This is a genomic window from Streptomyces sp. MK37H (assembly GCF_018035285.1).
Taxonomy (GTDB): Bacteria; Actinomycetota; Actinomycetes; order Streptomycetales; family Streptomycetaceae; genus Streptomyces; species Streptomyces endocoffeicus.
In genome coordinates, this window is record NZ_JAAAYH010000035.1 from 14,040 (window position 1) to 39,632 (window position 25,593).

Sequence of the window (25,593 nt, forward strand, 5' to 3'; positions counted from 1 at the left end):
TCCTTTTTCGATTCCCTGAATGGATCACGCGCGTGAGCGAGAGAAGATTCCAATTACTCGCTGGAATCTCTTCGCCGACGAGGACACTACTCACCTGACGGGGTGTCGAGAATACCCAAAATCATGATTTCTTGAATTGGAATATGCCACTCGTGGGCGTATTGAATATGGGCGTGTTGAAGCGCCGGAATGCCAACGCGGCATCCGGATAAAATATGCGTCCTCCCCACCTGTCAAGGTGACAGCACTTGGTTTTGTATTTCCGGGGAGGATGGGCTGGCCCATTACTTCTTTGAGCGGGTCTCCCTCCCTGCCCTGCGGCCGGCGGCCGTGCCTGGCTGCACCGACCGCAGGGTGTTTGGGAGGATGGACCGCCGACCCGGTGAGTCCGGTACGGGGGCACCAGACCGCCGGCGGCCCACCCGGTCTATGGGTCCGGGGTACTGGCGAAGGAGAGCCAGACGGCGAGCACCAGCAGCGCGGGGATCGCAGTGAGCAGCAGGCCCAGCCGAGCGGCGCGGAAGGCGAGCAGCCCGGCCCGCACCGCGAGGGGCTTTCGGCGGTATCTCATCCGGCGCCTCCCGGACTCCGCCTCCCCCGGCGGGGCGGGGGCGGCTGCTCGCGTCGCACGTGCTTGCACTGGTCCTGCAGCACCCCCGTCACCGTGGGGTACCGGACGGTGTCGCACCCTGTGCACACCGCTGCCCAAGCGGCGCTTGCGAGGCCCGGATATGGGATGAGCGGCCGGTACCCGGCATCACGCAGGATCTGTTCGGCTCTGATTGCCCGTTCGGCGGAAGTGGCCTTGCGGTGGCCCATCATGCGCCGCCCCCTCCTCTGCATGAGCCTTCCGCGTGGCCTCCTCGTAGGCGCGCAGCAGCTGCTCGCCGGTCTCGCACCCGGCGCCGGGCGTGCGGCAGGCCAGGCAGCCCGCGGCGTGCTCGATGGCCGGGCGCCACGCCTCATCGGCGAACGGGTCCTTGGTCTCCTCGGCGGTCTGCTCGGCGGCCGTCATCGGGACCTGCCCCGCTCGAGGGCACGGCGCCTGGCGGCGGCCTGGGCGACGGCGTCGCTCGGGTAGTCGCGGGCGTGGGTGGGGCAGGCGTAGACGGTCGCGCGGGCGACGCTGCCGCTGTGCTCGATGGCGACCAGGACCGGCTCGTCAGTGGGGAGTTCGCAGCGATAGCAGAGCTGCCGACCGTCCGGCTCCGGGCCGAGGACCTCGTCGAGGGCCTGGCTCAGGGCGCGGATCAGGTCATTGATGTCGGTCAGATACCGGTCCGGGCCGAGCGGGATCCGCCAGTACGTCGAGTGCTCGGGCCCCCAGGAGGCGGGCGGTACGCCGAGGAGGGTGCCCTCGTCGGCGAGTTCGGTGAGGATGCGGACCTGGCGCATGCGCCAGCTGCGGACGGTGGCAGTGTCGATGGCGGTCAGCCAGTACGTCTTGCCGTAGGTGCCGTCATGGATGACGGCGCCGGACCGGTCGCCGAGCAGCTCGAGGGCGCGGTCGGCGACGGCGGTAGGCGCGGACACGGCGTCCCACCATTTGCCCACCGGTAACACCTCGACGTCCTCGGTGTTCGGCGGTGTCCAGAGCAGGGTTCTGGTTGTCATACCGCGCCTCCCGGAGACGCGCCGAGGAGAAAGGCGAGGCGAAGAGCGGTACCGCTCTCGTCGCCACGCTCACCGAGCTCATATCCCCAGGAGGTGACGTAGCGTCCCCCTGGCTGGCAATCTCCTCCACCAGATTGGCGCTGAGCGGATTTGCCACACACAGCTGGGCACCCTTCGCCACTATCGACAGTCCGTAGGCTTTCAGTCGATCGGCGAGGTCGCGGTAACCGGATGCGTCCATGCATCGATGTCATCGCACCGACAGTCGCGACGGGATATGACAACCTATGACACGGAGTGGATCATGACTCGGGCTGTGGCTATCACCGGTACCCGGTCGACAGAGCACCGCGACCTCGACAGCTACGCCGAGCTGTTCACCAACTATCTCGCTCCATTCGCCGCCCCCGAGACCCGGTTCTACATCGGCGGCGCCAAGGGCATCGACAGCCTGTCCCTGCTCTGGCTCGCCGGGAACTCCGACGCGCAGATCACCATCGTCGTCCCCGGCACCGTCCGACAGCAGCCCGCCGAAGCGCGGCAAGCCATCACCCGCAGCCGCGACCGCATCACAGAAGTCGTCGAACTCGGCGCGGGAGAAGAGCTACGCAGCCCGGCCTTCCACGCCCGAAACCGGTGGATGGTCGATCGCTCCGACATGGTGATCGGCTTCCCTCTCGGTGGGCCGCAGACTACATCAGGGACGTGGCAAACCCTCAACTACGGTGCCGAACAGGGGAAAGCACGCCTGATCGTGCCCGTGTGACGCGGATCACCGGCATGATGAGGGCATGAGCACGTGCGAAAGCCGCGGCGCTGCTGCCCTCAAGTCCCTCCGCAAGGCGCGAGGCTGGTCCCTGGCTGACACCGGGCGGGCGCTCATCGACACGGCGCGCCGCCTCGGCCAGCCCCTCTCCTCATCGGTCCCGAGCGTGCAGCGGTCCGTCGCTCGGTGGGAGAGTTCCAAGCCCATCCTTCCCAGCGACCGGTACCAGCTCCTGCTCGCGCACCTCTACAGCCGGGGCACTGACGGTCAAGTCGCGCTGGGGCCGGGCAGCGACTTCGCCGAACTGCTCGACGCTCTCGCGTACCTGGGCGAGGCAGACGCCCATCTGCACGAACTGCGCGCGCTCCTGGTCCGCACGGCCACCGACGACGGGACCGGCCTGCTCGCTCTGCTGGGGCCCGCTACCCAGCACTCCATGGCCGTCGCGCTCGCCGATCCGACGCGCGCCGATGACGCGCTCCTCGACGGATTGCGCGCGGCAGTCGGAGACGTCAACTCGCAAGTGGGCTCATTGCCCTTCGCTCGATTGCAGGTGCTGCTCGCCCCCGTGGTCGAGTCCTGTCAGCGGCTCCTGGCCGGAGGCGTGCCCGAGCCGCTGTTGCCTGAGCTACGCACGGTCGCGGCTCAGGCATACACCCTCGCCGGGCGGCTGGCCTTCGAGACCCGTGATGACCAGGCATCCCGGGCGCTGTACGCGGCTGCTACTGAAGCGGCAGGGCAACTCGGTGCCCCGTGGCGCCGGGCAGTCGTGCACATGAGCCATGCCCTGGTCACGCTGTACTCGACGCCAGGCATCGGCGCGGCCCGTGAACTGGTCGACGCCGCGGTGCGCGACGCCCGTACTGGCGACAGCGTCCGCGTGCGGGCCCGAGCGCATGCGCTGCAGGCCGAGATCGCCGCACGGTCGGGCGCCGAGCGGCACGCGCAGACCGCGCTGTCGCTCGCCTGGTATGACCTCGACCGTGACGACGACGGGGATCCCTCGCCGACGAGCTTCAGCGCTGATCACCTGCGCGGCTTCGAGGGTCTGTGCGAGCTGTACGTAGGAGACGCGGCGGTCGCTCACGATGTCTTCGCCAGCAGCGCGGAAGCCCTGGACACGCCGCGTGAGCGGGTGCAGCGGGCCATCGTCTCCACCGATCAGGCCCTGGCCTGTATTCGTCTCGATGCGCCGGAGAGGGCCGCAGACCTCCTGCACGCCTGCGTCGATTCGGCAGCCAGCACCGGCGGGCGTGTACCGGCGTTGCGTCTGCGCCAGGCCCGTAAGGAGCTGCGTCCGTGGCGGCGCGAGGGCTTCGTCGCCGATCTGGACGATCACCTCATCGACGTACTGGGAAGCTGACACGACGAAAGCCCCCTCGCCCGGCCCCTTAGGTTCTAGTGGTCGTCGCAACACCCCAGTTCAGGGGGTGCGATGGACTTCGAGATCCGCAAGCAGAAGATCCAGGGGCGAAAGAAGCTGCGTCGAGAGCGGGAAGAATACTTCCGGCTCATGCGACTGGGCTTCAGCAACGCGGATGCGTGTGAACGTGTGGGCGTCAACCCTCGGACCGGCCGTTAGTGGCGTAACGGCCGGCCCGAGGGCCGCAAGAAGCGGCCCAGGCCCGTCACGCCGCCGGTGCGGGCTCTCCCTGACCGCTCCGGCCGCTCCCGGTACCTGACCGAGGACGAGCGGATTCACATCGCCGACCGGCTGCGGGAGAAAGTGTCCGTACGGGCCATCGCCGACGAACTCGGCCGCAGCCCGTCCACGGTCAGCCGGGAGATCCGCCGCAACGGCATGCCTGTGCCCGTGGGCTCTGCCCAGTGGGCCTACCGGCCCTACGCCGCCCAGTCCCGCGCCGACGCCCGGCGGCCGCGCCCGAAATCAGGCAGCATCGGCCAGAACCCCGAACTGAGAGACTTCATCCAGGACCACCTGGACCTGCGGTGGAGCCCGGAGCAGATCTGCCAGGCTCTGCGAGCACAGTTCCCAGGCCGCCCGGAGATGCACGTGGTCCACGAGACGATCTATCAGGCCCTCTACGTCCAGGGCCGCGGCGAACTGCGCCGCGAACTCGCCAGGGCCCTGCGGACCAGCCGGGCCCGGCGCAAGCCCCGCCGCCAGGCCCAGCAACGGCAGTCCCGTTTCCGTGACCCCATGGTGATGATCAGCGAACGCCCCGCCGAAGCGGCGGACCGGGCGGTGCCCGGCCACGGGGAGGGCGACCTGATCATCGGCTAGGACGGCGCCTCAGCCATCGGCACCCTCGTTGAACGCTCCACCCGCTACGTGCGGCTCGAACGAGAACACGAACGGTCTGCTGCGGCAGTACTTCCCCAAGGGCACCGACCTGTCCGTGCACAGCCGCGAGCACCTGGATGCCGTCGCCGCCGAACTCAACAGCCGGCCACGCAAAACGCTCGGCTGGGAAACCCCAGCCGAGCGCCTCGCTGAGCTCCTGGCCACAGCCAGTTGATCACTTGTGCTGCAACGATCCCTCGAATCCGCCGTGTGGCCGAGGGCCTTCAGGCCTCGAGGGTGTTCAGCCTTTGCGGCTGATCAGACGGCGGTGACGTTGAGGCCCGCCTGGCCGCTCTGCAGGTTCGCCGCACCATCCACCACGACGCTGTGGCCAGCCAGCTCGACGCCGCCGACACCCTCCAGGTGGCCCGGCTGGCTCTGCAGGGCCAGCCCGCCGGCCGCGCCGCCGGCAACGCCGTCCAGGTCGGCGTCGGAAATCTCGCGGGTCTCGATCTGGGCGTTGTACATAGTGCACGCTTCCTTCGTCAGTGATCTCTTGTGTGAGACGACCGGTGACCACAACCGCGGTCCGGGACCGGCGCGGACTCCGGTACGGGCAGGGCTCTCCGCCCATACCGGAGAAGGAGATCCACAGACACGGAGAACCTGCGGATCCGACTCGCCGATAACCAGCCGACTCACTTTGACTGCGCCACACGTCCCCCACATGTCACACCCGCACCGGGCGGACGCTTGCGGAGCACAGCGAGCAGCTGGCGGAACATCGACTCCCTCGCTGACGCCATCGGTGTGCCGGGGGACCGGTCGGTCACCCAGCGTCTGAACACGATCGAACGAGTCCTGAGTGGGCGATGAAGCTCACCCCCCTCCGTCAAGCAGGCCAAAGGAGCAAGCGGAAGACCCGGGCCGCACCGCAATCGTGGTCGCCTGGGACGGTGAGCCGCGTGCGGTCCTGGAGGTCGCCGACGCGGTCGAGGACGCCAGCGCCGAGACCACCGCACGGCTGAGAGCACTCGGCCTCGAGGCGGCGCTGCTCACCGGCGACAACAAGGCGGCCGGGCTCAGCCAAGCGGCACCAAGGCTCATCAACTCGGCGATGCGGCGTCGGAAGCAGGAGCCGTGAAGGTGGCGGTGAGCAGGGTGACAAGCTGCTCAGTGGCCCGCGCCTCCGAGTCGGGGACATGAGTCGGTTCACCGGGGTGGAGATCGACGAGGGTCCCGGATTGATGGAGGGCGAGCAGCCCCACCATCGCCCGATATCGAAACGCGACCTCGGACGGCGGGAGGTCAGGGAGCGCCGTTGTCAACGCCCGGAGGAATCGCCCCTCCACCGGGCCGACCTCCGCCGCGAACAGGCGACGGATCCGGGGGTCCGGCTCACATACGACTCTGCCGAGGACGCGGGCGACATGCCTGCCGCGGTGGCCGTGCCGCCCTACGACATCAGCTCCGGTGGTGACGAAGACGCGTACCAAGTCATGTACCGCCGGCTCGTCGTCCGTGGCGGTCAACTCCTCGAGCAGCCGTTCACGTTCGGCATTGGTCGCGGCCATCGCGCGTTGTGCGACCGCGCGCAGCAGGCCCTCCTTCGAGCCGAAGTGATAGTTGACCGCGGCGATGTTGACGCCTGCCGCGTCGGTCACGTTGCGCAGTGAGGTGGCAGCGAAGCCGTGCTCGCCGAAAAGCTCCTCCGCGGCGTCGAGGATGCGGGTCTTGGTGGCGGCGCGCGAGGGCGCGGGGGTTCTTGGCACGGACCCAAATTAAAACGAACGCTTGATTCAGGCAAGGAACCCCTGCTTCAATTCAAACGCTCGCTTAAAACGCTTATTTGATCAAGGTGTGATGCCGATGAAGTCGACCCAGACCCCGCCGTCGGCCGAGGCGGTGCCATCCGCGCGGCGCCGAACGGCAGTGCTGGCAGTGATGTGCCTGGCCCTTGCGGTAGTGGTCGGCATGCTCGCCGCACTGCTGGTGGCCGCCCCCGACCTCGCACGCGATCTCCGCGCCACCGAAGCCGAGCTCCAATGGATCATGAACGCTTATGGTGTCGCCTTCGCGGGGCTGCTGCTCACAGGCGGAGCGCTCGGTGACCGCTACGGCCGCAAGAGAGTCCTGCTCTCCGGGTTGACCCTGTTCGGCCTCGCATCAGCCGGGGCGGTCTTCGTCGATGACGTGAACATCATCATCACACTGCGCGGAGTGGCCGGGGTGGGCGCCGCGCTGGTCATGCCGATGACCTTGGCCGTCATCACCCACGTCTTCCCTCCGGAGGAGCGCGGCCGCGCGGTCGGCACATGGTCGGGGATCAGCTTCGGCTCCGCGCTGCTCGGCGTGCTCCTGGCAGGCGGGCTCCTCGAAGCCTTCTCCTGGCGCTCGGTGTTCGCGGCGAACGCCCTTCTGGCCGCCCTGGCTCTCCTGGCCGCGGCCGTCCTGACTCCCCCGTCGAAGGACCCGGAATCCGCCCCGCTGGATGCCATCGGCTCGCTCCTGTCGGTGGCGGGTATCGGGGCGCTCGTCTACGGGACCGTCGAAGGCCCCGAACGCGGCTGGACCGACACTGCCGTCCTCGCGGGCTTCGGGCTGGGCGCCGCGGGAGTCGCCGCGTTCATCACCTGGGAACTCCGGTGCGAGAACCCGCTGTTGGATCCCCGAGTGTTCCGTCTGCGCGGCGTTTCAGCGGGCTCTCTGATCATCACGGCCGAAACCCTTGCCATGTTCGGATTCTTCTTCCTTCTCCTGCAGTACCTCCAGCAGATCCTCGGCTACTCGCCGTTCAAAGCCGGACTCACCATGATCCCGATGGCCGTCGCCGCGATCGTCGTCTCCCCTGCCGCGCCTCCCCTCGCTCACCGGTACGGCATTCGCGCGGTCATGGGCCTGGGGATGGCGATGATCGCGGGCGGGCTCGGCGTGATGGTGCCATTCGTCGACGGCACGAACTACTGGCCCGTTCTCGCCAGTACCGCGCTCCTCGGCGCCGGAATCGCCCTCGCCGCCACCCCGGCCACCGACGCCATCCTCGCTCCACTGCCACCTGCCAAGCAGGGTGTCGCCTCCGCCCTGAACGATGTGACCCGCGAACTCGGCGGCGTCCTGGGCATCGCGATCCTCGGTAGCGTCTTCAACACCACCTACCGCTCCCGTACCGCCCACGCCACCCGCGAGATGCCCGGCCCGGTCCCCGACAGCGCCCGCGACTCGCTCGCCGTGGCCTTGCACGCGGCCCGGGAACTCGGCGGCCGGTCCGGCGCACGGCTCGCCGACGCGACCCGCGACGCCTTTCACGCCGGAATGATCAACGCACTGGTGGGCGGTGTGGTCGTGGTGGTCGCTGGGGCGGTGGCAGCGATGGTTCTCCTCACCGGCGGCCGTTCCGCCGCCGGCAAGGGCCGCCCGCCCGCCGACCATGACTCCTGACGTGGGAGCGCCCTTGCGGCCCTGTACCGGCTCGGAGCACTGGCACTCTCCGGCACGGATGCCCCCTCGGCCTCTCCGCTCGCCATTCTCGCCGCCGCCTCCATGACACGCCGCCGCCTCCATGACACTCGGCAACCTGGCCGCCTTCTTCCAACGGAACGTCAAACGGCTGTCGGCCTCATCCGGTCAGGCGGCGATCCGCGAATGGCCGTGCCTCGGACGCGGGTGAGGAGCGGCGAACGGGGCTGTATACCCGTCCGCCGCTCCGTTCCCGCATATGGTCCGTCAGGCGGACGCGGGCTGTGCCTCAGGCGCCCGCACGGCCGCGAGGCGGCCGGTGCGGTGCAACCCGTACAGAGCCACGGCACAGGCCAGGCCCAGTGCCAGCAGCGCGAGCCACGGCAGCGCGGACATCCCCGCCGCCCGGGCAGCGTCCAGCGCCGCACCGGTGAGCAGGTTGCCCAGGGTGATGCCGACGCCGCAGATGGTGTTGTACAGCCCGTAGTGGGTGGCCACGAGCCGGTTCCCCGAGAGCCGGACGATGGTGTCCATCTCGAACGGGTAGGCGATCATCGTCCCCAGCGCGAGCAGCAATGCCGAGAGCGCGGGCGGGGCGGCCGCGAGCAGCCAGCGGCCCACGCCGCCGCCCGGTACTGGAGCCGCGGTCGCGAGCAGCAGTGGTACGAACGCCACCCCCATCGAGAGCAGCCCCCAGGTCAGCGCCCGCCCCGGCTCCATCCGGGCCTTGCACCAGGCGGTGACCTTCGTCTGTCCGAGGATGGTGCTCAGTCCCGAGACGGCGAACAGCAATGCCACCGCCGCCGTCCCGGACTCACCCTCGCCGCCGAGGCGGCGCACTTCGAGCGGCAGGGCCAGATAGACCTGGAACGACAGGACATACGAGCCGATCATGGCGGCCGAGAAGAGCAGGAAGGGCCGGTTGGCCACCACCTCTCGCCACTGCGACAGCACGCTCTCGCGCCCTGTGTCCTGGCTCTCCTTGGTGTTGTCGCCCCTCCGGGGCGGCAGCGCGCGGATCTGTACGACGCTGAGCACGGCGAAGACCGCTGCCGCGACCATGCAGGTGACGCGGAAGCCGATGCCGGTCAGCACCATGCCCACCAGCGGGCCGAGCAGGATTCCCGCCTGGTAGAAGATGTTGAACAGGGCGAACGCCTCCACCCGGCGCTCTCCCGCGTCCGCTGCGAGGTACGCCCGTACCGCGGGGTTGAACAGGGCGCCGGCCAGCCCCGTGGCCGCCGAGGCGGCCAGTAGCGCGGGCAGGGAGTCCACGAGGCCCAGAGCGGCGAATCCGACGGTGCGCAGAACGCATCCGGCGATGATCAGCGGCTTGTAGCCGAGCCGGTCCGCCAGCGTGCCACCGACCAGGAACATGCCCTGCTGGCTGAAGTTGCGCACTCCCAGAATGAGTCCGACGAGCCAGCCGGCCAGTCCCAGAGTGCCGGACAGGTGGGCGGCCAGGTAAGGCATGAGCATGTAGAAACCCAGGTTGATGGTGAACTGGTTCACCATCAACAGCTGGACACTACGCTCGTAGGAACGCACCTGTGTGAACAGCGACTTCACTACGCCACCTCCTCGTCGGGATCCTCGGTGGCGTCCTGGAGGGTGAGGGGGTCGGCCACGGTGGTGCACCGGGTCCAGCGGTGTACTTCCTTTTCGTCCAGGCGGCCGATCAGGTCTGGTTCGGGTGCGGGGGGTGAGCCGAGCAGCCCATGGGCGGCGCAGTAGTCGTCGTCGTAGACCGTTCCCAGGTAGCGCTGCGGTCCATCGGGGAAGATCGCCACGATCCGGGCCTCCGCGGGCATGGTCCGGACGAGCCAGCCCGCCACCAGGGCGACCGCTCCGACGCTCCATCCGCCGGTGGCGTAGTGGGACGAGGCCAGTTGGCGGCAGGTCCACACGGCCTCCGCGGGGGCCACCCAGTGCACTTCCGAGAACTGGTCGTAGGCGACGTTGCGGGGGTAGATGCTGGATCCCAGCCCCCGCATCAGGCGGGGCCTGGCGGGTTGACCGAAGATCGTCGATCCGACGGTATCCACTCCGACGACCGTCAACTCGGGGTAGAGCTGTCGCAGGACCCGGGAGACGCCGGCAGAGTGTCCGCCGGTGCCGACGCTGCACACCAGCACATCGATATGGCCGAGTTCGCGGGCCAGCTCAAGCGCGAGCGGGGTGTACGCGGCGACGTTGTCGGGGTTGTTGTACTGGTCCGGGCACCATGAGCCCGGGTGCTGGTCCCGCAGTCGCTGGACGCGGTCACGGCGGGCCTGCTGCCAGCCACCGGTCGGGTGGGGCTCGGAGACGACATTGACCTGGGCGCCGAACGCGGTCAGCAACCGGGTCATGGACAGCTCCAGCCCCGGATCGGTGACCAGGGTGACCGGGTGGTGGTAGACCATGCCCGCCAGGGCGAGTCCCAGTCCCAGGGTCCCGCTGGTGGACTCGATGATCCGGCCGCCGGGCCGCAGGTCACCGCGGGCCCGGGCCCGTTGCACCATGTGCAGCCCGGGGCGGTCCTTGATGCCGCCGGGGTTGAAGCCTTCCAGCTTGGCCCAGAAGCCACGTCCCGCCGGGACGAGGGGCTCGGACACTCGCAGGAGCGGGGTGTTGCCGACCAACCGGGAAAGGGCGGACCTGGCGGTCAGCGGACCGGTGTCAGTGGTGGTCGAGGAGTGCATCTTTCCGCTTTCTTTTCAGAGCGTGAAAAGGTGTCGGGTCGTCTGATCTCGTCCCGGCGAGACCCCGTAGCGCGCTTCCCGGATCCGGGGCCGCTCGTTCAGGTACGCCGGCATGACGGCGGTGGCGGGCACGGCCTAAATGCGCCACCGGCAGACGACGGACAGCCTGGAACTCCCGGCCAGTGCTGGGCTGCTTCTCTCTCGCCCAGGGCGTGCCACGGCGCGGATGGCCGCCATGGCGAATGCCGGAGCTACGCCGACAGTCGGTACCAGCTCACGCGAGGGCGCCGGTGGCCTCGGCACGGAGAGACCGGCAAGGCCGCGTGGAACGCAGGACTCCGCGTTGGGTACTGCCTCGGTATCCGAGTCCACGGGCGATGCCGCCTGTACGGACCCCCCGGACGCGATCGGCACCGGAGCGCTCCGATGGCCTGACTCCTTATGTGGACCGGCACAGTCCAGAACGGCCAGCAGCAACCCGCACAACACAACGGCGATGAGGCAGCGATACCAAGGAGACCCGGGTAAGAGGGCAGGGCGGGCATGAAGATGAAACGGCAACAGTTCCTCCGCATGGGCCACCGCCCCCGATGCGGAGCGGGGATGGGCGGTGGACAGAGACCGACAGGGCAGGGTTCAGCGCCCCGAACGTCCCCGAACCAGCGTGCTGAACCAGCGGATCCGGGAGATCAGGGGCACCGCGAACCGGCAGCACCGAGCCGGGCCGGGCGTATGGCGGGCATACGCCGACCGGCCGACGGTACGGGGTACGCCTAAATCCGCAGAACCACGCAGGCAGCGGTGTCTGTCAACGGGCACCCGCCCGAAGCCGACCGGACCAGGCCGGTCATCCCCGATGGCCCGGCCGGAGGAGCCGACGCCCGGCCGAGCATCGCCGGGCAAGGGGCCACCCATACGGAGCCGTACTGCGGCTGACCCACCAGACACTCATGCGCCGGATGAGAGGAGTCATGGTTGCCGTTGTGGGGATCGTTCCGTGACTCGGACCCGCCGTCGGACATCTTCTCAGCGACGGCGGACGCTGCCCCGGTGTCGCCCTGGCTCACGGTCGCGCCCTGATCTGCCGCACCAAATGCGAGATGCCTGGCTACGCCTTCCGCGCTCACGCCATGCGCGTACACCAGCCCGAGCAGGGCCGCCGCCACCCACAGCACACGCAGCGCCCGCCGCGACGGGCGGCACCACGTCATAACGGAGGGAAACCAGGCCGTAACCATGCCGTGACACTAGCACTGAAGCGGAAGCACTCGAGAAAGACCTGAAACTTCGCGCCAAGTTCCCGCATGGCACGCGGAATGGGCCTTGTGCGACTCAGGCCCGCAACTCCCGGGGCGGAAAGCACGAGCAGCGAACGTGCACGAGGACAGCGACTGGATGCGCACCGGACGCCACGCGGCGAGACGTGGCCCCTGATCGGTCAGCGGGCGCACCGGACGGAACTCAGGCACCTGCGTCTTCGCCCACCACGGTCAGGTCGTCACCCAGCGCCGCGGCGATTTCGGCGGCCCGGGAATGGTCGTCCAATCGGCGCGTCAGGTAAGCGCAGGCATGGCCGTGCCGGAGGGACCACCAGGCAGCCGAGCCGCCGATCCCACCCTTGGCGATCTTCCCCTTGTCACGTACGAAACCCAGCGTCCAGGTGATCTCGGTACCGAAGACCTCGTCGTAGCCGGTGACTTGGGAGGCGAGGAGCTCAGTGTGCAACCGGGGCCCCAGCAGTTCGCGTACCGGCCCGTCCTCGCTGGTGAGCCGGGAGAAGAACTCAGCCATGGCGGTCGCGGTCGTGTGCAGGTTGACCGCCCCGAAGACGGCCTGCCGCCAGGCCCGGGAGTTGACCCGCTCCACGTCCAGCACCCCGACCGGGGTCCGCAGCCACGGTGCGGCGTGGAGCTGCCGTGGCCAGTTCGGGTCCGCGTATTCCAGGTCGGCGACACGGTCCAGGGCCTCATCCGGCACTCCGAACCACGCGTCGAGCCCCAGCGCGGGCCGTACCACATCGTTGAACATCTCCCCCAGCGTCGCACCGGCGCTCGCCCGCAGGATGCCGTCGACCAAGTGACCGTAGGTCAACGCGTGTTCCCCGAGCGAGGTCCCGGGAGGGTACTCCGGCGCCGCTCGCGCCAGGCTTTCCCGCAGCCCGCCGTCATCCAGCAGGTCGAAGCCTGCCGCTTCGGGAGCGAAACGCGGCTGGCCCGCCCGGTGCGTGAGCACATGGCGGAGAGTGGTCCGGTCCTTGCCCCGGGCCCCATACGCGCTCCAATACCCGGCGATCGGCTCGTCCAGTGCCAGCGCACCCGGGGTATATCTCGGAGGCGCGGTGAGGCCCCGAGGCTCCCGTCATCTGGTGGAGCCCACCAGGTGACGGGAGCCCTGGGGCGATCAGGCTCGATAGGCCACCAGCGCCATCATCCCGGCCTCGCCGTGGTAGGCGTTGTGGCAGTGCAGCATCCACTGGCCGGGGTTGTCGGCGTCGAAGACCACGGACAGCTTCTTCTTCGGCAGCACGATCGCGGTGTCCTTGCGGGGCCCGGAGCTGCCGAGTTGGTAGGTGTGGCCGTGCAGATGCATCGGGTGCCACATGCCCGTGCGGTTGACGAAGTCCAGCCGGACCCGTTGCCCTTCCTCGACCATGAGCGGGGCGGCCGTCGGATCGCTCATGTCGAACGCCTTGCCGTTGATGGCCCAGTTGTACTTCGTCATGCCGCCGGTCAGCTCCACGCGGAGCGCTCGGTCCGCCTTCTTCGGCGACAACCCGACGTCGTCCGCCGCACGGAGCTTCGAGGCCGTCACGATCGTGCCGTCCAGTTCCTTGGGGCGGACGGTGGCTTTCGGTGCCCGGCCCGAACCGGTACGGACCAGGGCCAGACCGGTGGCGTTCTTCCCCTCGGCGAGCGCGACGAGAGGGAAGACGCCATCCGCGAGTGTGACCAGCACGTCGTAGCGCTCACCCATGCCGATCAGCAGGGCATCGGTCCGCTGGTGCTCGACAGGGAAGCCGTCGGTGTGGGTGATGGTCATCCTGTGGCCACCGAGCGCGACGCGGTAGGCGGTGTCGCCACCGGCGTTGATGATCCGTAGCCGGACCCGCCTGCCGGGCTTGCCGGTGTAGACATCCGGGTCGGCCGGGACACGGCCGTTGATCAGGTGGTACGCGTACTTCACGTCGCCCGCGTCACCGCCGAGCAGTTCGCTGTCGGCGCCCATCAGCATGAACTTCATCGACATGCCGTCGCCGGAAGAAGACGGTGAGGCGCTCGCCCCGCCCTTGTCTCCGCTCATGTCCATGCCGCCCATACCACTCATATCGTGGCCGCCCATGTCCATCCCGCCCATGCCCTGCCGCAGCTCGGCGAAGACCTCGTCGGGTGTGCCGGTGACACCGTCGACCCAGTCGTCCAGGACGACCACCCACTCGTCGTCGTAGGACAGTGGCTCCTTCGGATCCTCGACGATCAGCGGCGCGTACAGCCCGCGGTCGAGCTGGACCCCGACGTGCGGGTGGAAGAAGTAGGTGCCGGGGGTGTCGGCGATGAAGCGGTAGGTGAAGGTGGATCCGGCCCGTACCGCGGTCTGCGTGGCCGGGGGAACGCCGTCCATGTCATTGCGCAGGGCGAGACCGTGCCAATGGATGGACGTGGCCGTCTTGTCCGGCAGCTGGTTGGAGAGTTCGGCGGCCACGGTGTCACCGACCGACACCCGCAGCTCCTTGCCGGGGGCCTGCCCGCCGAAGGCCCAGCTCTTGGCCATGACGCCGCCGCCGAGCTCCAGCATGGCGGGCGCGGCGGTCAGGGTCAGCTTGCGCACCTTGCCGGTACTCGTGCGCTACTTCTCCGCGGCGGCCACGGCCGGGTCGGACGGCTTGACCAGGGCGGTGGTGCGGTCGGTGTCGCCGCTGGAGCCGCTGCAGGCGGCGAGCGCGCCCGCACCCGCGGCGCCGAGCCCGGCCAGCAGGACAGAGCGGCGGTTGACGCTGTTCACGATGACGGTGTTCCTCTTCTCGATATGCCGTGTGTTCGGTCGCACGCGGGCACGGCTGATCGCATACGCGGACGCGAAGACGCCGTGGGGGCGGCCTACAGAAGCAATCGAGAGAGCACGGAAAGGTCGGGCGGCCCCCGACTCACGGTGCCGGGAACAGGGCGACCGGCCGGGATGGCGTGCACATCGCCCTCGCGGCCGACCCAGGGCTCGCTCGGCGGCATGTGTTTGACGACGTCGATACCGGCGGCCGAGCAGTGCTGCACGCCCATGCCGGAACAGGGTCCATCGTCACCGTGCGCGGCCGGGGCGGAAGCCCGTGCGGTGTCGTCGTGCCCACCCCCGTGCGCCGACATCCCCCCGTGCGCCGACATCCCCCCGTGGCCCGACATCGCCGCCGAGGGCGCATGGACCATTTGCGCCATCCCGCTCATGTCGGTGGCACGCACCGAGGGCGAGACGGCCGCATTCGTCTCGTGGTGGAGGAGCACGGCGAACGCGGCGAGCAGTGCGACGACCGCGACCCACATCCAGCGTCCGGCGCCACCACGGGCACGGCCCCGTCCGGCCCCGGCTGTGGTCATGGCTTCCATCCCTGCTCTCGGTGAGCGACTCCGCCAATATACCCGGTGGGGGTAACACTGAACGCTCTCCTAATTTCCTACGTACTAAGGGTCTCAGTAGCCGATGCCGCACAACGCACCGAGGGCGCACCCAGACGACGAGGGAAGGCAACGATGGAGACTCTGAGCTGGTCCGTAGCGGCGGTCGCCGCGCTGGTGGCCGCCGTCAGCCTGATCCGCATGGTGACTACCAGGGGAGACGCCCGCTTCGCCGCGGGAGGCGATGTGGTCATGGGCACGTGCATGGCCGCCATGGCCCTGCCCGCGACCGCGGCCTGGTACGCCGATTACGGCATGTGGTGGGCCATGGCTTTCGCCCTCCTGGCACTCGGCGGTGTGGTGATGGCCGCCAAGCACACGCGTGCGAGCGGCTGGGGCCACGGCCGCCAATGGGTACACCTCATCGTCGGCAGCGCAGGCATGGTGATCATGACCCTCGCCATGACGAGCACGCCCTCCGGGCCGGTACTCGCGCTCGGCGGCTCATCCATGGCCGGGATGCCGGGCATGGAGAACATGCCCGGGATGGACTCGACACAAGGCATGGAAGGCATGGACGGGATGGACGGGATGGAGGGGATGCAGGGCACGGGAGGGATGCACGGGATGAACACGCCGGGCATGACCACCGCGGCCGATGCCACCGCCGCGTCGTCCTCGGGCTCCTTCTGGCGTTACGTGGCCGCGGCGCTCGCGGTGTACTTCCTGTTGTCCATCGGCGCGTCTGTCTGGGCCCGGCTCCGGGGGACCAACGGGAAGCATCTCTCCGCCGCCCGCGACGGCGGCCGAGGCCGCACATGGGGACGTTGGCTGCTCGCCATGCCGGACACGGTGGTGGTCTTCGTGGTATCGCTGACCGTCGCGGTGTGGGACAAGGCCCGGACGGTGGAGCGGGGAAGCCACGGACGCCGACGCAGGCTCGGCACGGCGCCGGACGCCGCACTGGCCGCTCATATCGGTATGGGCGGAACCATGTCCGCGATGCTGCTCATGATGGTGGTGTGACGGGCTCGCCGAGCGTGACGGGCCTCGCCGAGCTCGTGCGGCACCGCCGACGGCCGTCCTCAATGCCATGACTCGTCCACCTGAGTGGAGCAGTCGCCCGAACACGTACTCTCCGGACCGGGGGGCGAGTGCTCACAGCCGGCGGCGACCGGGATGCTCTGGTCGGCCGGCGCCAACCACAGCCCGTCAATGACCCTGGGGCCTCCTTCTGGTTTCAGGTCAGGAAATCCGCGGACTCCGACGCTCGATGAGGACGACGTCACGCCATACGCCATGGTGGCGGCCGATGCGTTCGCGGGTGCCGATGACACGGAAGCCCCTGCGCTGGTGCAGGCTGAGGCTGGCGGTGTTCTCGGGAAAGATGCCGGATTGGATGGTCCAGATGCCTGCCGCTTCCGTGGTGGCGATCAGCGCGTCCAGAAGAGTGAGACCGACCCCTCGGCCGCGCGCGGCGGGGTGGACGTAGACGGAGTGCTCGACAACACCCGCGTACGCGCAGCGGTCGGACACCTTCGTGGCGGCGACCCATCCGAGCACGCGCCCGTCGTGGTCCACCGCCACGTGTCGGTGGTCCGGGAGTTTGGCGGTGTTGAAGGCTTCCCAGCGGGGTGCACTGGTCTCGAAGGTGGCGTTCCCTTCATCGATGCCGAGCTGGTAGATCGCCAGGACCTCATCGGCGTGCTCGGCCGTCAGGGCGGTGATGCGGACCGTCTCGGCGTGCAGGGTCACCCGCGGCCTCCAGCGGTGAGTTCACTGACGAGGCCGTGAACGCGGGCCCGGATCGCGTCACGGATCGGCCGCACCGCCGCAAGACCCCGCCCGGCCGGATCATCGAGCTTCCAGTCCAGGTAGGTCTTGCCGGGGAAGTACGGGCAGGCGTCGCCGCAGCCCATGGTGATGACCACGTCCGAGGCTTGTACGGCTTCGGCGGTCAGCACCTTCGGGCTCTCCGCCGCGATGTCGATGCCGACTTCCGCCATGGCTTCCACCACGGCGGGGTTGACGTGCTCGGCGGGTGCCGAACCGGCGGAGCGGACTTCTATGCGGTCGCCCGCGAGGTGGGTGAGGAAGGCGGCGGCCATCTGGGAGCGGCCCGCGTTGTGGACGCAGACGAACAGCACGGACGGCTTCCCGGGGTTCTGGGGGTCAGACACGGGCGGAACCTTCCTGGGCAGACGCATGCTCGGCGGTCTTGGCGGTGGGGCTGAGGGAAGTGGCGGCGGGCGGCCAGGGCCACGTAGACGAGGCCGATCAGCACGGGGACCTCGATGAGCGGGCCGACGACTCCGGCCAGCGCCTGCCCGGAGGAGGCGCCGAAGGTCGCGATGGCGACGGCGATGGCGAGTTCGAAGTTGTTGCCCGCGGCGGTGAACGCCAATGTCGTGGAGCGCGGATAGTCCAGTCCCACGGCCTTGCCCAGCGCCATGGACCCGGCCCACATCAGGGCGAAGTAGACCAGCAGCGGCAGCGCGATCCGCGCCACGTCCATCGGTTGTGAGGTGATCGCGTCGCCTTGGAGTGCGAACAGGACGACGATCGTGAACAGCAGCCCGTACAGGGCGAACGGGCCGATGCGCGGGATGAGCTTCGTCTCGTACCAGGCACGGCCCTTGGCCCTCTCGCCGAGGCGCCGGGTGAGGAAGCCCGCCACCAGGGGGATACCGAGGAAGATCAGCACGCTGCGGGCGATCTCCCACACGCTGATATCGAGACCGGTCTGTTCCAGACCGAGCCGGCCCGGCAGCACGGTGAGGTAGAACCAGCCGAGCGCGGAGAAGGCGATCACCTGGAAGACAGAGTTCAGAGCGACGAGGACGGCGGCCGCTTCGCGGTCGCCGCAGGCCAGGTCGTTCCAGATGATGACCATGGCGATACAGCGGGCCAGGCCGACGATGATCAGGCCCGTCCGGTACTCCGGCAGGTCCGGCAGGAAGAGCCAGGCGAGCGCGAACATGACCGCCGGGCCCAGGACCCAGTTCAGCACGAGCGAGGGGACCAGCAGGCGCCGGTCCCGGGTGACCGTGTCGAGGCGGTCATAGCGGACCTTGGCCAGCACCGGATACATCATCACCAGCAGCCCCAGCGCGATGGGCAGGGAGACGCCGGTGACGGTCACCTTCGCCAGGGCGTCGCCCAGGCCGGGAACGAGCCGCCCCAGGCCGAGGCCGGCCGCCATCGCCAGCAGGATCCACACCGCGAGGAAGCGATCCACGAACGACAGGCGCGCGGCGACCGGAGCTGTCGAGGACGCCGTCATGGGGTCGGCGGCCATCAGGCGTCCCCCGCCGTTCCAGCGGGCTCGGGCAGAGGCTGCCCTGCGGGGCGGGTGAGGATCCCGGCGAGCCGGTCGGTCATCTCCGGCAGCAGCCAGTAGTAGACCCAGGTCCCACGGCGCTCGCAGTCGATCAGCCCGGCCTGCCGCAGCAGCTTCAGGTGATGGGAGATCGTCGGCTGCGACAGGTCGAAGGCGGGCGTGAGGTCACAGACGCACACCTCGCCCCCGGCCCGGGACGCGATCATCGACAGCAGCCGCAGTCGGATCGGATCGCCCAGCGCCTTGAACACCTTCGCCAGCTCAACGGACTGCGCCTCGTCCAAGGGAGCGGTCAGCAGTCCTGGGCAGCAGCCGTCGACGCCGTCCTGGCCGAGCACCGCAAGCTCTTGTTTCGACATTCTTCTATCTTGACGTTTTTCGATCCAAGGCGCAATGTTGCATCGAGGAATATCGATACAACCGGATGGGAGGCCCTGTCATGTCTCGCGTGCAGCTCGCCCTGAACGTGCCCGACCTCAACGCTTCGGTGGCGTTCTACTCCAAGCTCTTCGGCGTCGAGCCCGCCAAGCGCCGCCCCGGATACGCCAACTTCGCGATCATCGAGCCGCCGCTGAAGCTCGTCCTGATCGAAGGCGAAGCCGGGCAGGAGACCCGGCTGGACCACCTCGGCGTCGAGGTCACCTCCACCGACCAGGTCACCGCCGCCACCGACCGCCTCAAGGACGCGGGGCTCGCCACCTTCGAGGAGAACGACACCTCCTGCTGCTACGCCCTCCAGGACAAGGTCTGGGTCCACGGCCCCGGCAAGGAGCCCTGGGAGGTCTACGCCGTCAAGGGCGACGCCGATCAGATGGGCAAGAGCGCGGCACTCGACACCGCCGACACATGCTGCGCAAGCGAGCCTGCCCCGACGGAGGCCCCCGAGGTCGCCACGGGCAGCGGGCACCGAGGCTGACCGCAAACCACGGAGGCGGGCGCCCCCTCATGGCCGTGACCACTCCGGACAACCCGGACGATGGGCTCCCGGAGATCACTGGGGACGTGACCATCTCCGGCAACGGCTCCACGATCCGACGCGACCCGGACGCCACGGAAAGCTTCCGGATCTTCCACGTGGTGTCCGGTGGCACGCTCACCCTGAAGTCGCTCATGGTCAGCGGAGGCGTCAGCAGCAACTTCGGTGGCGGCATCCGCAACGTGAACGCCTCCACCCTGAACCTGAAGTCGACCACCCTCAGGGACAACATCGCCGTGAGAGGCGCGGGCCTCTCGAACCTCTCCACCACCGCAGGCACCGCAACCGCCACATTGGTCGACAGCCTGGTCACGCGTAACACGGCGATCACCGCCGGCGGTGGCATCGACAACCAGTCGGGCGGTCAGGTCACGCTCACCAACACCAAGGTCATCGACAACACCCCGGACAACTGCGCCCCCGAAGGCAGCGTCCCCGGCTGCACCAACCCCACCACCACCATCGACCCGCCCCCCACGCAGGAACTCCTGCCCGACGACGACATCAAAGACCCCGAGTGAGCCACCCACCACGATGACGCAGAACGGCGGGACCCAACTCGCTGGGTCCCGCCCCTCCGCGCGCCGTCCGACTACTCGCTGAGCTGGTGACGTCGCGCGGGCGCACCCGTAGTTCGCATCCATGGTGTCGCGGTCGGCGGCGCAGCAAGGCAAGATGCCGTCGTGGCCAATCCATTCGTTCACGTCCGTGGGAAGGCCGACGATCACGATGCTGATGAAGTTCGAGGTGGCCCTAACCGCGGGCTGAGCCTCACCGAGGCGCGACGGAACTTCCATGCCATGGGAGCCTGTGACGAGCGGCGTACTCAGTTCGTACGCGATCCTCTGCCGCACGAGCGCCCTTCGGTGTGACATCACCGGCCCACATCAACGTCGCCAGACGGTGTCGCAGAGGATGACGCGGTGTTCGGCAGGGTCTTCAAGAAGACCTATGGGATCTCTCCCGGCGAGTACCGCAAGGGGCGGGTCCAGGGGTCCGGGCCCCGAGCGACGGTTGTGGGCAATGCCGCCGCACCCCCTCACGTCGGGGCATCGGCGCCGTCGAAGCATTCCCTGCCGGGTTGATGGGCGGACGGGTAGTAGCAGGCACGAAGGCGTGCGGGATGAGCCGCGGAGATCATGGCCGTGGTGACCGGGCCCTGGTCCGACGGCAAGGTGGTCACCACGGCGCTCTGGCGGTGTCCTCCCGGTCCGGTGATCTCGATGCGGAAGCCTTTGTGCGTGGGCCGGGTACGGATCCAGCCCGCCTGGCAGCTCGGGCTGAGGCGTATTTCGAGTCGGGTGCCGTCATCGGCCGTGTGCGATGCCACGGTGATGGGGTCCTCGCAGGCCGTGGTGCGAGGGTTGCGGCCCTCGCAGGACCCCAGCCGGCAGACGGGCGGGCGCGCGCGCGACGCACGGGTGGCGGCGTGCGACATGTGGTAGATGGCGGCCGGCGTGATCATCGCCGCACATGCGAGCACGACGCCGGCCGTCGCGGTTCGAGGCCGTCTGGTGATGAGGACGGAGGCCGCCAGGAGCGCTCGGTGCAACGGACCGGGGGGCCGGCGCGGTGCCGGGTCGTCGGGCCTGACCGCAGCGGCATGCTCAGTGGTGGGGGACGAGCGGACGTGGCCGGCCGCGATACCGTGCTCGCGACGGCTCCAGGCCGCATCCGCCAGGGCCCACCGGGCCAGGATTCCGGAGTCGGTCTCCCCCACCACCTGGCACAGGGCCGCGACAGCGTGGCGTGGTGGGAACTGCTTCCCGTTGAGATACCGCTCCCAGGACGACTTGCTGACGGCTGTCGCTTCCGCCAACTCGGCCAAGTTCAGGCCGCTGCGGGCCTTCAGCTCCCGCAGATCGGTGACCAACTTCGCGCATTCGGCGGGCAGGGTCAGGGGCAGTTCGCGCCAGCGGGACGTCCTCCGCGAGTTCTCCACGCGCCGAGCCCTTCCTTGTCACGACCGGGTATTCACTCCACGTGGCGCAGAAGCGCCCACGTCTGCTCCCCCACCACGCCATCGGCGGGGACATGGTCCTGCCGTTGCAGCCGCTTGACCTGCGCTTCCGTATGCGGCCCGAAGTATCCGTCGATGTCCCCCGGGGACAGCTTGTGGCGCAGAAGAAGACACTGCACCTCGGCCGCGTCGGGGCCCGTGCTGTTGAGCATGACCCGATGGGACATGGCCGTGCTGTTCCCGGCGAATACCAGGTCGTCACGCCGGGTGTACGTGCAGGTGTACTTCCCGACCTTGGCGGTGACTCCTTGTTCGCTCCCGGCCTTCGGGTGCCCGGCGTCCATGACCAGCATTACGGAAACGACCGCGGAAAGCAGGAGCGCACCCGCGGCCACGGACAACGCCACGACTCGTATCCGTGGCACCTCGGATTCCGGCGCACTCTGCGCCGTATCGCTTCCGGCCGTGGAGTCGGCGGCCGAGGCTCTGTTCCAGGTCCTTTCGGCGGCGTCCCGCAACTCGAGTAAAGGTGCGGCATCCTCGCCGGCGATCCTGGCCATGGCTTCGACAGCCGCCTCGGGAGGCAGGACTTTGCCATTGAGGTAGCGCTCCCACGACGAACCGCTGAAGGGAGTCTTCGCCTGGAGGGAAACCAAGCTGAGGCCGCTGCGGTCCTTCAACAGGCGCAGTTGTCCTACGAACCGCCGCCCGTTCGAGTCGAGTGACGGGGGCAGTGCTCGCCATCTCACTACGCTCCCCCTTCGCAGCCCGCCCAGAGTCTCCTCCCATCCGGCTGATCGTGGAGCGCTTTCGCCACCGCTGTCCCACTTCCAGGCGCCAGATCCGGACATCACGTGAGCGGATGTGGACTTTCCCAGGATCACGTCAGGACCACGACGGGATCACAGGTGGCCGTCCGGGAGGTCCCGGGACATCTCGGGTTGTTCATCTCGGCTGGTGAAGCGCCACGCCACCCAAGAACAGTGATTCCGACCGCGGGTCACCGAAGCCGTGGAGTCGCCCGCGTACTTCTCCCGACGAAAGGTACTGACCGATGCTCATGCGCAAGGCTGTCGTTGCCTCGGCCGCGGCGCTCGCCCTGACCGGCATGTCGATCGGCATCGCCGATGCGGCCATGGCTGCCGGCGCCACCTCGGCGAGTTCCGCCGCCGTGCAGTCCTACAGTTGCTCCAGGACGTACTACAGCGGCACGGCCATCACCGAATCCGGTGACACCGGGAACAGGGTGATCGAGGTGCAGTGCCAGCTCTATCACCGCGGATTCCTCAGCGCCGGACAGGTGGACGGCATCTTCGGAAGCATCACCTACAACGCGGTTCTCCGCTTCCAGAAGGAGTACAACAACATCTGCCACGGAGGCCTCTCGGTCGACGGCGTCGTTGGCACATACACCTGGGCCGCGCTGCGCTCTGCCTGTCCGAGCTGAGCGGACTCCGAGACCGAAGGCCGAACGCCCCCACGATCTTGGATCGTGGGGGCGTTGACGGCAGAGCGCGCTTACGGCTCCGGATCGAGCGGGATCTGGAGGGTCACGAGGGCGCCGGCGCGCCTGACGGTCACGGGGTAGGTGGCGCCCGACCGCTTGCCGCGCAGGACGTTGTCCAGGTCGTTCACGGTGGGGGTGAGCGTGCCCGCGACTTCCACGATGAGATCGCCGGGCTGAAGTCCCGCGGCCTGGGTGTTGCTGCCCGGGTCGACCGCGAGTACGCGGACGCCTCCGCCCGGAGGGCTGGTGTTCCTGAGGTTGCCCGCGATGATGCCCTGGATGCCGGGCTTGATGTTCACGGTGAGCGGCTGGGTCACCCCGTTCAGGGTGAAGCTGCCGGTGAAGGTCCCCCCGGCCAGCGGGGCATCGATGTCGGCGACGACGTGGACGGTGAAGGGGTAGAGAAAGTCCCACGTACTGGCCGATCCCTGGGCCGTGGCGGACCTGCCGTCGGGCGCGATCTGGACCGGGCACGACATGCCGGTACAGCGCAGGTCCAGTCCGGTGATGCGGGTGTACGGCGGGGCCTGGATGCTGATGGAGCTGGGCTGGTTGTACCGCTGCCCGTCCGGCGGGTAGTCGACCGTCTTCTCCTCCCCGCCCGCGTCCAGGTCGGGGACGTTCTGCTGAGGAGGCAGGGAACGCGCCTGGGAGGGCGCGGACGCTGCTGCGGACGCTGCTGCGGACGCGGAGAACGCGGTGGCGGGCACGGCCGCTCCGGCCGCGAGCAAAGCGGTGCCCAGGGCGAATACACCGCATGCGCGACGGAACTTACGGATCATTAGGAGCCTTCCCGGCTGCAGGGGCCCAAATGCCCCAATCGGGGCCAGAGTGCGACTTGAGTCTCGTTCTCGGTTCACTCGTACGGGCCACCACGTACGGGCTACGCGCCCTGCGTCGCGAACACCGCCGCGCCCAGCAGGGCCTGGTCCTCGCCGTCGTCGTGTACCGACAGGGTGAGGCGGGTGAGCCGGGGGTCGTGGTGTCGCTCTCCACGACGCCGAGGTGTTCGCCCGCGCCGTCATCGACCGGATCCAGAAGGACGATCCGGCCCTGCTCACCGGCTATTCGGAGACCTGTCTGCGCCATGTCCGGAACTACCAGGCATACGCGGCGTGGATCACCGAGCTCATGCACAACGCCGGTGACACTTCCTACGAAGGAGAGTTCCGCAGGCAGATCGCCCGAGCGGAACTGGAACGCCAATTCAACTCGCCCACGGCGAACCGCCTTTTCGGCGAACTCGCCGCCGGGGTGAATGAGGGACGCGGATGGGTCTGGAGCGGACGTTCCGGCTTCTGTTTGAATGCCTCCCGTACTGAGCCGGTCCAGGAGGGACGGACATATGGTGTCCACGGAGAGCATTCTCGCGTTCGCGGCGATGTCGCTACTGGTGATCGTGATCCCGGGGCCGAGTGTGCTGTTCGTGGTCGGCCGGGCCCTCGCATACGGCCGTCGTACGGCCCTGGAGACGGTCCTCGGCAATGTGGTCGGCTGCTACCTGCTCGTGATCGCCGTGGCGTGGGGTCTCGGTGCGCTGGTGGAGAGCTCGGCGGCGGTGTTCACGGGCGTGAAGCTGGCAGGGGCGGCGTATCTCGTCTATCTGGGCGTGCAGGCGTTCCGGCGCCGCGGGGACATGCGTGTGACGGACATGGCGGCCCCGGCCCGTGCGCAGCGCGGTGATCTGCGTACGGTCCTGGACGGGATTTTCGTCGGCGTCACGAACCCGAAGGGCATCGTCTTCTTCGCGGCGGTGCTACCGCAGTTCGTCAACCACTCGGCGGGCCACCTGCCCCTGCAGATGATGGTGCTGGGCCTGGTCCCGGTCACCATCGGAATGATCACGGACACCCTGTGGGGCCTGGGCGCCTCGGCGGCCCGTTCCTGGTTCGCCCGCTCGGACCGGCGGCTGTCGATGGTCGGCGGGGCGGGTGGCCTCGCGATGATCGGCCTGGGCGTGACCGTGGCGGCGACCGGCCGCGCCGACTGACCCGGTGTCGGACGTCCGGGTCCGGCGGCAGTGGTGGATCACGCACCTGGGCGGGGAGCCCGTAGGTGCCGGCGCTGGGCCAGTTCCTCGTCGTCGACCAGGGTGAGCATGGGCTGGCCCGGCGCGCAGAACATGGTGACGATGAAGCGGCTCCAGGCGTCCGTACGGTTGTTCCCGTCCTGGTAGTGGATGACGTCGCCGCCCGGCTCCCAGAACGTCTCCCCCGCCCCGACCACTCGCTCCGGCTCGCCTTCCAGCTCGAAGAGCATCTCGCCCTCCAGCATGTAGCCGAAGGCGGGGCCCGAGTGCCGGTGCGGGGGGAGGCCGGGGTTGCCGGGTGGGTAGTCGACGCGGATCGTCATTCCCTCCGCCCCCTCCGGCACGAATGGCGGTTTCGCCGACTGCAGCACGGTGATGGCCGAGCTCAGCGCCGCCAAGCGCGCTTGGCTCCCGG

The 25,593-nt window shown here is 68.9% G+C and carries 27 protein-coding genes and 3 pseudogenes; 12 read left to right on the forward strand and 18 right to left on the reverse strand.

Going from position 1 to position 25,593, the window contains the following annotated elements; all coding sequences use genetic code 11:
* Nucleotides 1–427: 427 nt before the first annotated feature.
* The 3 genes from GWI24_RS08190 to GWI24_RS08200 all read right to left on the reverse strand — a co-directional run bounded on the left by GWI24_RS08190 (nucleotide 428) and on the right by GWI24_RS08200 (nucleotide 1,614).
* On the reverse strand, nucleotides 428–571 hold the full coding sequence (locus GWI24_RS08190) for a hypothetical protein (RefSeq protein WP_210945223.1): 144 nt from the start codon (nucleotides 569–571) through the stop codon (nucleotides 428–430).
* A 186-nt stretch (nucleotides 572–757) separates the two neighbouring features.
* Nucleotides 758–1,015 (reverse strand): hypothetical protein, encoded by a 258-nt coding sequence (locus GWI24_RS08195; RefSeq protein WP_247616059.1) that lies wholly within the window; start codon nucleotides 1,013–1,015, stop codon nucleotides 758–760.
* Entirely contained in the window at nucleotides 1,012–1,614 is a 603-nt protein-coding gene (locus GWI24_RS08200) for a hypothetical protein (RefSeq protein WP_210945224.1), read from the reverse strand. The genes GWI24_RS08195 and GWI24_RS08200 overlap by 4 nt, the downstream gene beginning before the upstream one ends.
* 277 nt (nucleotides 1,615–1,891) lie before the next feature.
* On the opposite strand from GWI24_RS08200, the gene GWI24_RS08205 reads away from it, so the two are divergent.
* The 4 genes and pseudogenes from GWI24_RS08205 to GWI24_RS08220 all read left to right on the forward strand — a co-directional run bounded on the left by GWI24_RS08205 (nucleotide 1,892) and on the right by GWI24_RS08220 (nucleotide 4,860).
* On the forward strand, nucleotides 1,892–2,380 hold the full coding sequence (locus GWI24_RS08205) for a DNA-processing protein DprA (RefSeq protein WP_247616060.1): 489 nt from the start codon (nucleotides 1,892–1,894) through the stop codon (nucleotides 2,378–2,380).
* 25 nt (nucleotides 2,381–2,405) lie between these two features.
* A complete protein-coding gene (locus tag GWI24_RS08210) occupies nucleotides 2,406–3,743 on the forward strand; it encodes a hypothetical protein (protein ID WP_210945226.1) in 1,338 nt (445 codons plus the stop codon).
* A 72-nt stretch (nucleotides 3,744–3,815) separates the two neighbouring features.
* Nucleotides 3,816–3,962, forward strand: a complete 147-nt coding sequence (locus GWI24_RS08215; RefSeq protein WP_210945227.1) for a hypothetical protein — start codon at nucleotides 3,816–3,818, stop codon at nucleotides 3,960–3,962.
* 57 nt (nucleotides 3,963–4,019) lie between these two features.
* A pseudogene (locus GWI24_RS08220) lies at nucleotides 4,020–4,860 on the forward strand (IS30 family transposase).
* An 83-nt stretch (nucleotides 4,861–4,943) separates the two neighbouring features.
* Here the strand turns inward: GWI24_RS08220 and GWI24_RS08225 are convergent.
* Nucleotides 4,944–5,153 carry a type A2 lantipeptide gene (locus GWI24_RS08225; RefSeq protein ID WP_210945228.1) on the reverse strand — a complete coding sequence of 70 codons (210 nt, stop codon included), beginning with the start codon at nucleotides 5,151–5,153 and terminating at the stop codon, nucleotides 4,944–4,946.
* Nucleotides 5,154–5,508: 355 nt separating this feature from the next.
* Between GWI24_RS08225 and GWI24_RS44960 the strand changes: the two are divergent.
* Nucleotides 5,509–5,721 (forward strand): annotated as a pseudogene (locus GWI24_RS44960) (hypothetical protein); the annotation flags it as partial.
* Between the two features lie 10 nt (nucleotides 5,722–5,731).
* Here the strand turns inward: GWI24_RS44960 and GWI24_RS08235 are convergent.
* Nucleotides 5,732–6,397 (reverse strand): TetR/AcrR family transcriptional regulator, encoded by a 666-nt coding sequence (locus tag GWI24_RS08235; RefSeq protein ID WP_210945230.1) that lies wholly within the window; start codon nucleotides 6,395–6,397, stop codon nucleotides 5,732–5,734.
* 22 nt (nucleotides 6,398–6,419) lie between these two features.
* Between GWI24_RS08235 and GWI24_RS08240 the strand changes: the two genes are divergently transcribed.
* The gene (locus GWI24_RS08240) at nucleotides 6,420–8,063 is read left to right on the forward strand and encodes a DHA2 family efflux MFS transporter permease subunit (RefSeq protein WP_210945231.1); all 1,644 of its coding nucleotides are present in this window, start codon (nucleotides 6,420–6,422) and stop codon (nucleotides 8,061–8,063) included.
* 285 nt (nucleotides 8,064–8,348) lie between these two features.
* On the opposite strand, the gene GWI24_RS08245 is transcribed toward GWI24_RS08240, so the two are convergent.
* From GWI24_RS08245 to GWI24_RS08265, 5 genes and pseudogenes are all read right to left on the reverse strand, one after another.
* Entirely contained in the window at nucleotides 8,349–9,650 is a 1,302-nt protein-coding gene (locus GWI24_RS08245; protein ID WP_210945232.1) for an MFS transporter, read from the reverse strand.
* Nucleotides 9,650–10,765, reverse strand: a complete 1,116-nt coding sequence (locus tag GWI24_RS08250; RefSeq protein WP_210945233.1) for a PLP-dependent cysteine synthase family protein — start codon at nucleotides 10,763–10,765, stop codon at nucleotides 9,650–9,652. The genes GWI24_RS08245 and GWI24_RS08250 overlap by 1 nt, the downstream gene beginning before the upstream one ends.
* A 1,461-nt stretch (nucleotides 10,766–12,226) precedes the next feature.
* Nucleotides 12,227–13,075, reverse strand: coding sequence for a serine hydrolase domain-containing protein (locus GWI24_RS08255; RefSeq protein ID WP_308343572.1), 849 nt, complete (start codon nucleotides 13,073–13,075; stop codon nucleotides 12,227–12,229).
* 90 nt (nucleotides 13,076–13,165) lie between these two features.
* Nucleotides 13,166–14,764 (reverse strand): annotated as a pseudogene (locus GWI24_RS08260) (multicopper oxidase family protein).
* Between the two features lie 95 nt (nucleotides 14,765–14,859).
* Nucleotides 14,860–15,357 carry a hypothetical protein gene (locus tag GWI24_RS08265; RefSeq protein ID WP_210945234.1) on the reverse strand — a complete coding sequence of 166 codons (498 nt, stop codon included), beginning with the start codon at nucleotides 15,355–15,357 and terminating at the stop codon, nucleotides 14,860–14,862.
* 144 nt (nucleotides 15,358–15,501) lie between these two features.
* Here GWI24_RS08265 and GWI24_RS08270 point away from each other — a divergent pair, with 144 nt between their 5' ends.
* Entirely contained in the window at nucleotides 15,502–16,392 is an 891-nt protein-coding gene (locus GWI24_RS08270) for a DUF5134 domain-containing protein (RefSeq protein WP_247616061.1), read from the forward strand.
* 219 nt (nucleotides 16,393–16,611) lie between these two features.
* Here GWI24_RS08270 and GWI24_RS08275 read toward each other — a convergent pair whose 3' ends face one another.
* Genes GWI24_RS08275 through GWI24_RS08290 form a run of 4 tightly spaced genes read right to left on the reverse strand, consistent with a single transcriptional unit; the run spans nucleotide 16,612 to nucleotide 19,065 of the window.
* Entirely contained in the window at nucleotides 16,612–17,121 is a 510-nt protein-coding gene (locus GWI24_RS08275) for a GNAT family N-acetyltransferase (protein ID WP_210945235.1), read from the reverse strand.
* Nucleotides 17,118–17,474 carry an arsenate reductase ArsC gene (locus tag GWI24_RS08280; RefSeq protein WP_281789338.1) on the reverse strand — a complete coding sequence of 119 codons (357 nt, stop codon included), beginning with the start codon at nucleotides 17,472–17,474 and terminating at the stop codon, nucleotides 17,118–17,120. Before GWI24_RS08280 ends, GWI24_RS08275 begins: the two co-directional genes overlap by 4 nt.
* Nucleotides 17,432–18,649 (reverse strand): ACR3 family arsenite efflux transporter, encoded by a 1,218-nt coding sequence (gene arsB, locus GWI24_RS08285; RefSeq protein WP_281789350.1) that lies wholly within the window; start codon nucleotides 18,647–18,649, stop codon nucleotides 17,432–17,434. Before arsB ends, GWI24_RS08280 begins: the two co-directional genes overlap by 43 nt.
* 14 nt (nucleotides 18,650–18,663) lie before the next feature.
* On the reverse strand, nucleotides 18,664–19,065 hold the full coding sequence (locus GWI24_RS08290; RefSeq protein WP_044571284.1) for a helix-turn-helix transcriptional regulator: 402 nt from the start codon (nucleotides 19,063–19,065) through the stop codon (nucleotides 18,664–18,666).
* Nucleotides 19,066–19,145: 80 nt separating this feature from the next.
* Between GWI24_RS08290 and GWI24_RS08295 the strand changes: the two genes are divergently transcribed.
* The 3 genes from GWI24_RS08295 (at nucleotide 19,146) to GWI24_RS46795 (ending at nucleotide 20,554) form a co-directional block, all read left to right on the forward strand.
* Nucleotides 19,146–19,622 carry an ArsI/CadI family heavy metal resistance metalloenzyme gene (locus tag GWI24_RS08295; RefSeq protein WP_210945237.1) on the forward strand — a complete coding sequence of 159 codons (477 nt, stop codon included), beginning with the start codon at nucleotides 19,146–19,148 and terminating at the stop codon, nucleotides 19,620–19,622.
* A gap of 29 nt (nucleotides 19,623–19,651) precedes the next feature.
* Nucleotides 19,652–20,203, forward strand: a complete 552-nt coding sequence (locus tag GWI24_RS08300; RefSeq protein WP_210945238.1) for a hypothetical protein — start codon at nucleotides 19,652–19,654, stop codon at nucleotides 20,201–20,203.
* A gap of 162 nt (nucleotides 20,204–20,365) precedes the next feature.
* Nucleotides 20,366–20,554, forward strand: a complete 189-nt coding sequence (locus tag GWI24_RS46795) for a CPCC family cysteine-rich protein (protein WP_210945239.1) — start codon at nucleotides 20,366–20,368, stop codon at nucleotides 20,552–20,554.
* Between the two features lie 167 nt (nucleotides 20,555–20,721).
* On the opposite strand, the gene GWI24_RS08310 is transcribed toward GWI24_RS46795, so the two are convergent.
* The gene (locus tag GWI24_RS08310) at nucleotides 20,722–21,624 is read right to left on the reverse strand and encodes an XRE family transcriptional regulator (protein ID WP_210945240.1); all 903 of its coding nucleotides are present in this window, start codon (nucleotides 21,622–21,624) and stop codon (nucleotides 20,722–20,724) included.
* 32 nt (nucleotides 21,625–21,656) lie between these two features.
* Nucleotides 21,657–22,493, reverse strand: coding sequence for a peptidoglycan-binding protein (locus tag GWI24_RS08315; RefSeq protein ID WP_281789343.1), 837 nt, complete (start codon nucleotides 22,491–22,493; stop codon nucleotides 21,657–21,659).
* 203 nt (nucleotides 22,494–22,696) lie between these two features.
* Here GWI24_RS08315 and GWI24_RS08320 point away from each other — a divergent pair, with 203 nt between their 5' ends.
* Nucleotides 22,697–23,089, forward strand: a complete 393-nt coding sequence (locus GWI24_RS08320; protein ID WP_210945242.1) for a peptidoglycan-binding protein — start codon at nucleotides 22,697–22,699, stop codon at nucleotides 23,087–23,089.
* 71 nt (nucleotides 23,090–23,160) lie between these two features.
* Here the strand turns inward: GWI24_RS08320 and GWI24_RS08325 are convergent, their stop codons facing one another.
* Nucleotides 23,161–23,859, reverse strand: coding sequence for a PDZ domain-containing protein (locus tag GWI24_RS08325; protein WP_308343570.1), 699 nt, complete (start codon nucleotides 23,857–23,859; stop codon nucleotides 23,161–23,163).
* 635 nt (nucleotides 23,860–24,494) lie between these two features.
* On the opposite strand from GWI24_RS08325, the gene GWI24_RS08330 reads away from it, so the two are divergent.
* On the forward strand, nucleotides 24,495–25,139 hold the full coding sequence (locus GWI24_RS08330) for a LysE family translocator (RefSeq protein WP_210945244.1): 645 nt from the start codon (nucleotides 24,495–24,497) through the stop codon (nucleotides 25,137–25,139).
* Nucleotides 25,140–25,177: 38 nt separating this feature from the next.
* Here GWI24_RS08330 and GWI24_RS08335 read toward each other — a convergent pair whose 3' ends face one another.
* Nucleotides 25,178–25,576: a cupin domain-containing protein gene (locus GWI24_RS08335; protein ID WP_210945246.1), complete on the reverse strand. Its 399-nt coding sequence runs from the start codon at nucleotides 25,574–25,576 to the stop codon at nucleotides 25,178–25,180.
* Nucleotides 25,577–25,593: the final 17 nt, after the last annotated feature.

Coding starts and splice junctions, on each gene's coding strand:
- GWI24_RS08300 (WP_210945238.1), top strand. CDS start 19,652: ATGGCCGTGACCACTCCGGACAACCCGGACGATGGGCTCCCGGAGATC.
- arsB (WP_281789350.1), bottom strand. CDS start 18,649: ATGACGGCGTCCTCGACAGCTCCGGTCGCCGCGCGCCTGTCGTTCGTG.
- GWI24_RS08205 (WP_247616060.1), top strand. CDS start 1,892: ATGACAACCTATGACACGGAGTGGATCATGACTCGGGCTGTGGCTATC.
- GWI24_RS08280 (WP_281789338.1), bottom strand. CDS start 17,474: ATGGCCGCCGCCTTCCTCACCCACCTCGCGGGCGACCGCATAGAAGTC.
- GWI24_RS08195 (WP_247616059.1), bottom strand. CDS start 1,015: ATGACGGCCGCCGAGCAGACCGCCGAGGAGACCAAGGACCCGTTCGCC.
- GWI24_RS08225 (WP_210945228.1), bottom strand. CDS start 5,153: ATGTACAACGCCCAGATCGAGACCCGCGAGATTTCCGACGCCGACCTG.
- GWI24_RS08250 (WP_210945233.1), bottom strand. CDS start 10,765: ATGCACTCCTCGACCACCACTGACACCGGTCCGCTGACCGCCAGGTCC.
- GWI24_RS08330 (WP_210945244.1), top strand. CDS start 24,495: ATGGTGTCCACGGAGAGCATTCTCGCGTTCGCGGCGATGTCGCTACTG.
- GWI24_RS08295 (WP_210945237.1), top strand. CDS start 19,146: ATGTCTCGCGTGCAGCTCGCCCTGAACGTGCCCGACCTCAACGCTTCG.
- GWI24_RS08190 (WP_210945223.1), bottom strand. CDS start 571: ATGAGATACCGCCGAAAGCCCCTCGCGGTGCGGGCCGGGCTGCTCGCC.
- GWI24_RS08200 (WP_210945224.1), bottom strand. CDS start 1,614: ATGACAACCAGAACCCTGCTCTGGACACCGCCGAACACCGAGGACGTC.
- GWI24_RS08320 (WP_210945242.1), top strand. CDS start 22,697: ATGCTCATGCGCAAGGCTGTCGTTGCCTCGGCCGCGGCGCTCGCCCTG.
- GWI24_RS08215 (WP_210945227.1), top strand. CDS start 3,816: ATGGACTTCGAGATCCGCAAGCAGAAGATCCAGGGGCGAAAGAAGCTG.
- GWI24_RS08265 (WP_210945234.1), bottom strand. CDS start 15,357: ATGGAAGCCATGACCACAGCCGGGGCCGGACGGGGCCGTGCCCGTGGT.
- GWI24_RS08270 (WP_247616061.1), top strand. CDS start 15,502: ATGGAGACTCTGAGCTGGTCCGTAGCGGCGGTCGCCGCGCTGGTGGCC.
- GWI24_RS08290 (WP_044571284.1), bottom strand. CDS start 19,065: ATGTCGAAACAAGAGCTTGCGGTGCTCGGCCAGGACGGCGTCGACGGC.
- GWI24_RS08315 (WP_281789343.1), bottom strand. CDS start 22,493: ATGTCCGGATCTGGCGCCTGGAAGTGGGACAGCGGTGGCGAAAGCGCT.
- GWI24_RS08210 (WP_210945226.1), top strand. CDS start 2,406: ATGAGCACGTGCGAAAGCCGCGGCGCTGCTGCCCTCAAGTCCCTCCGC.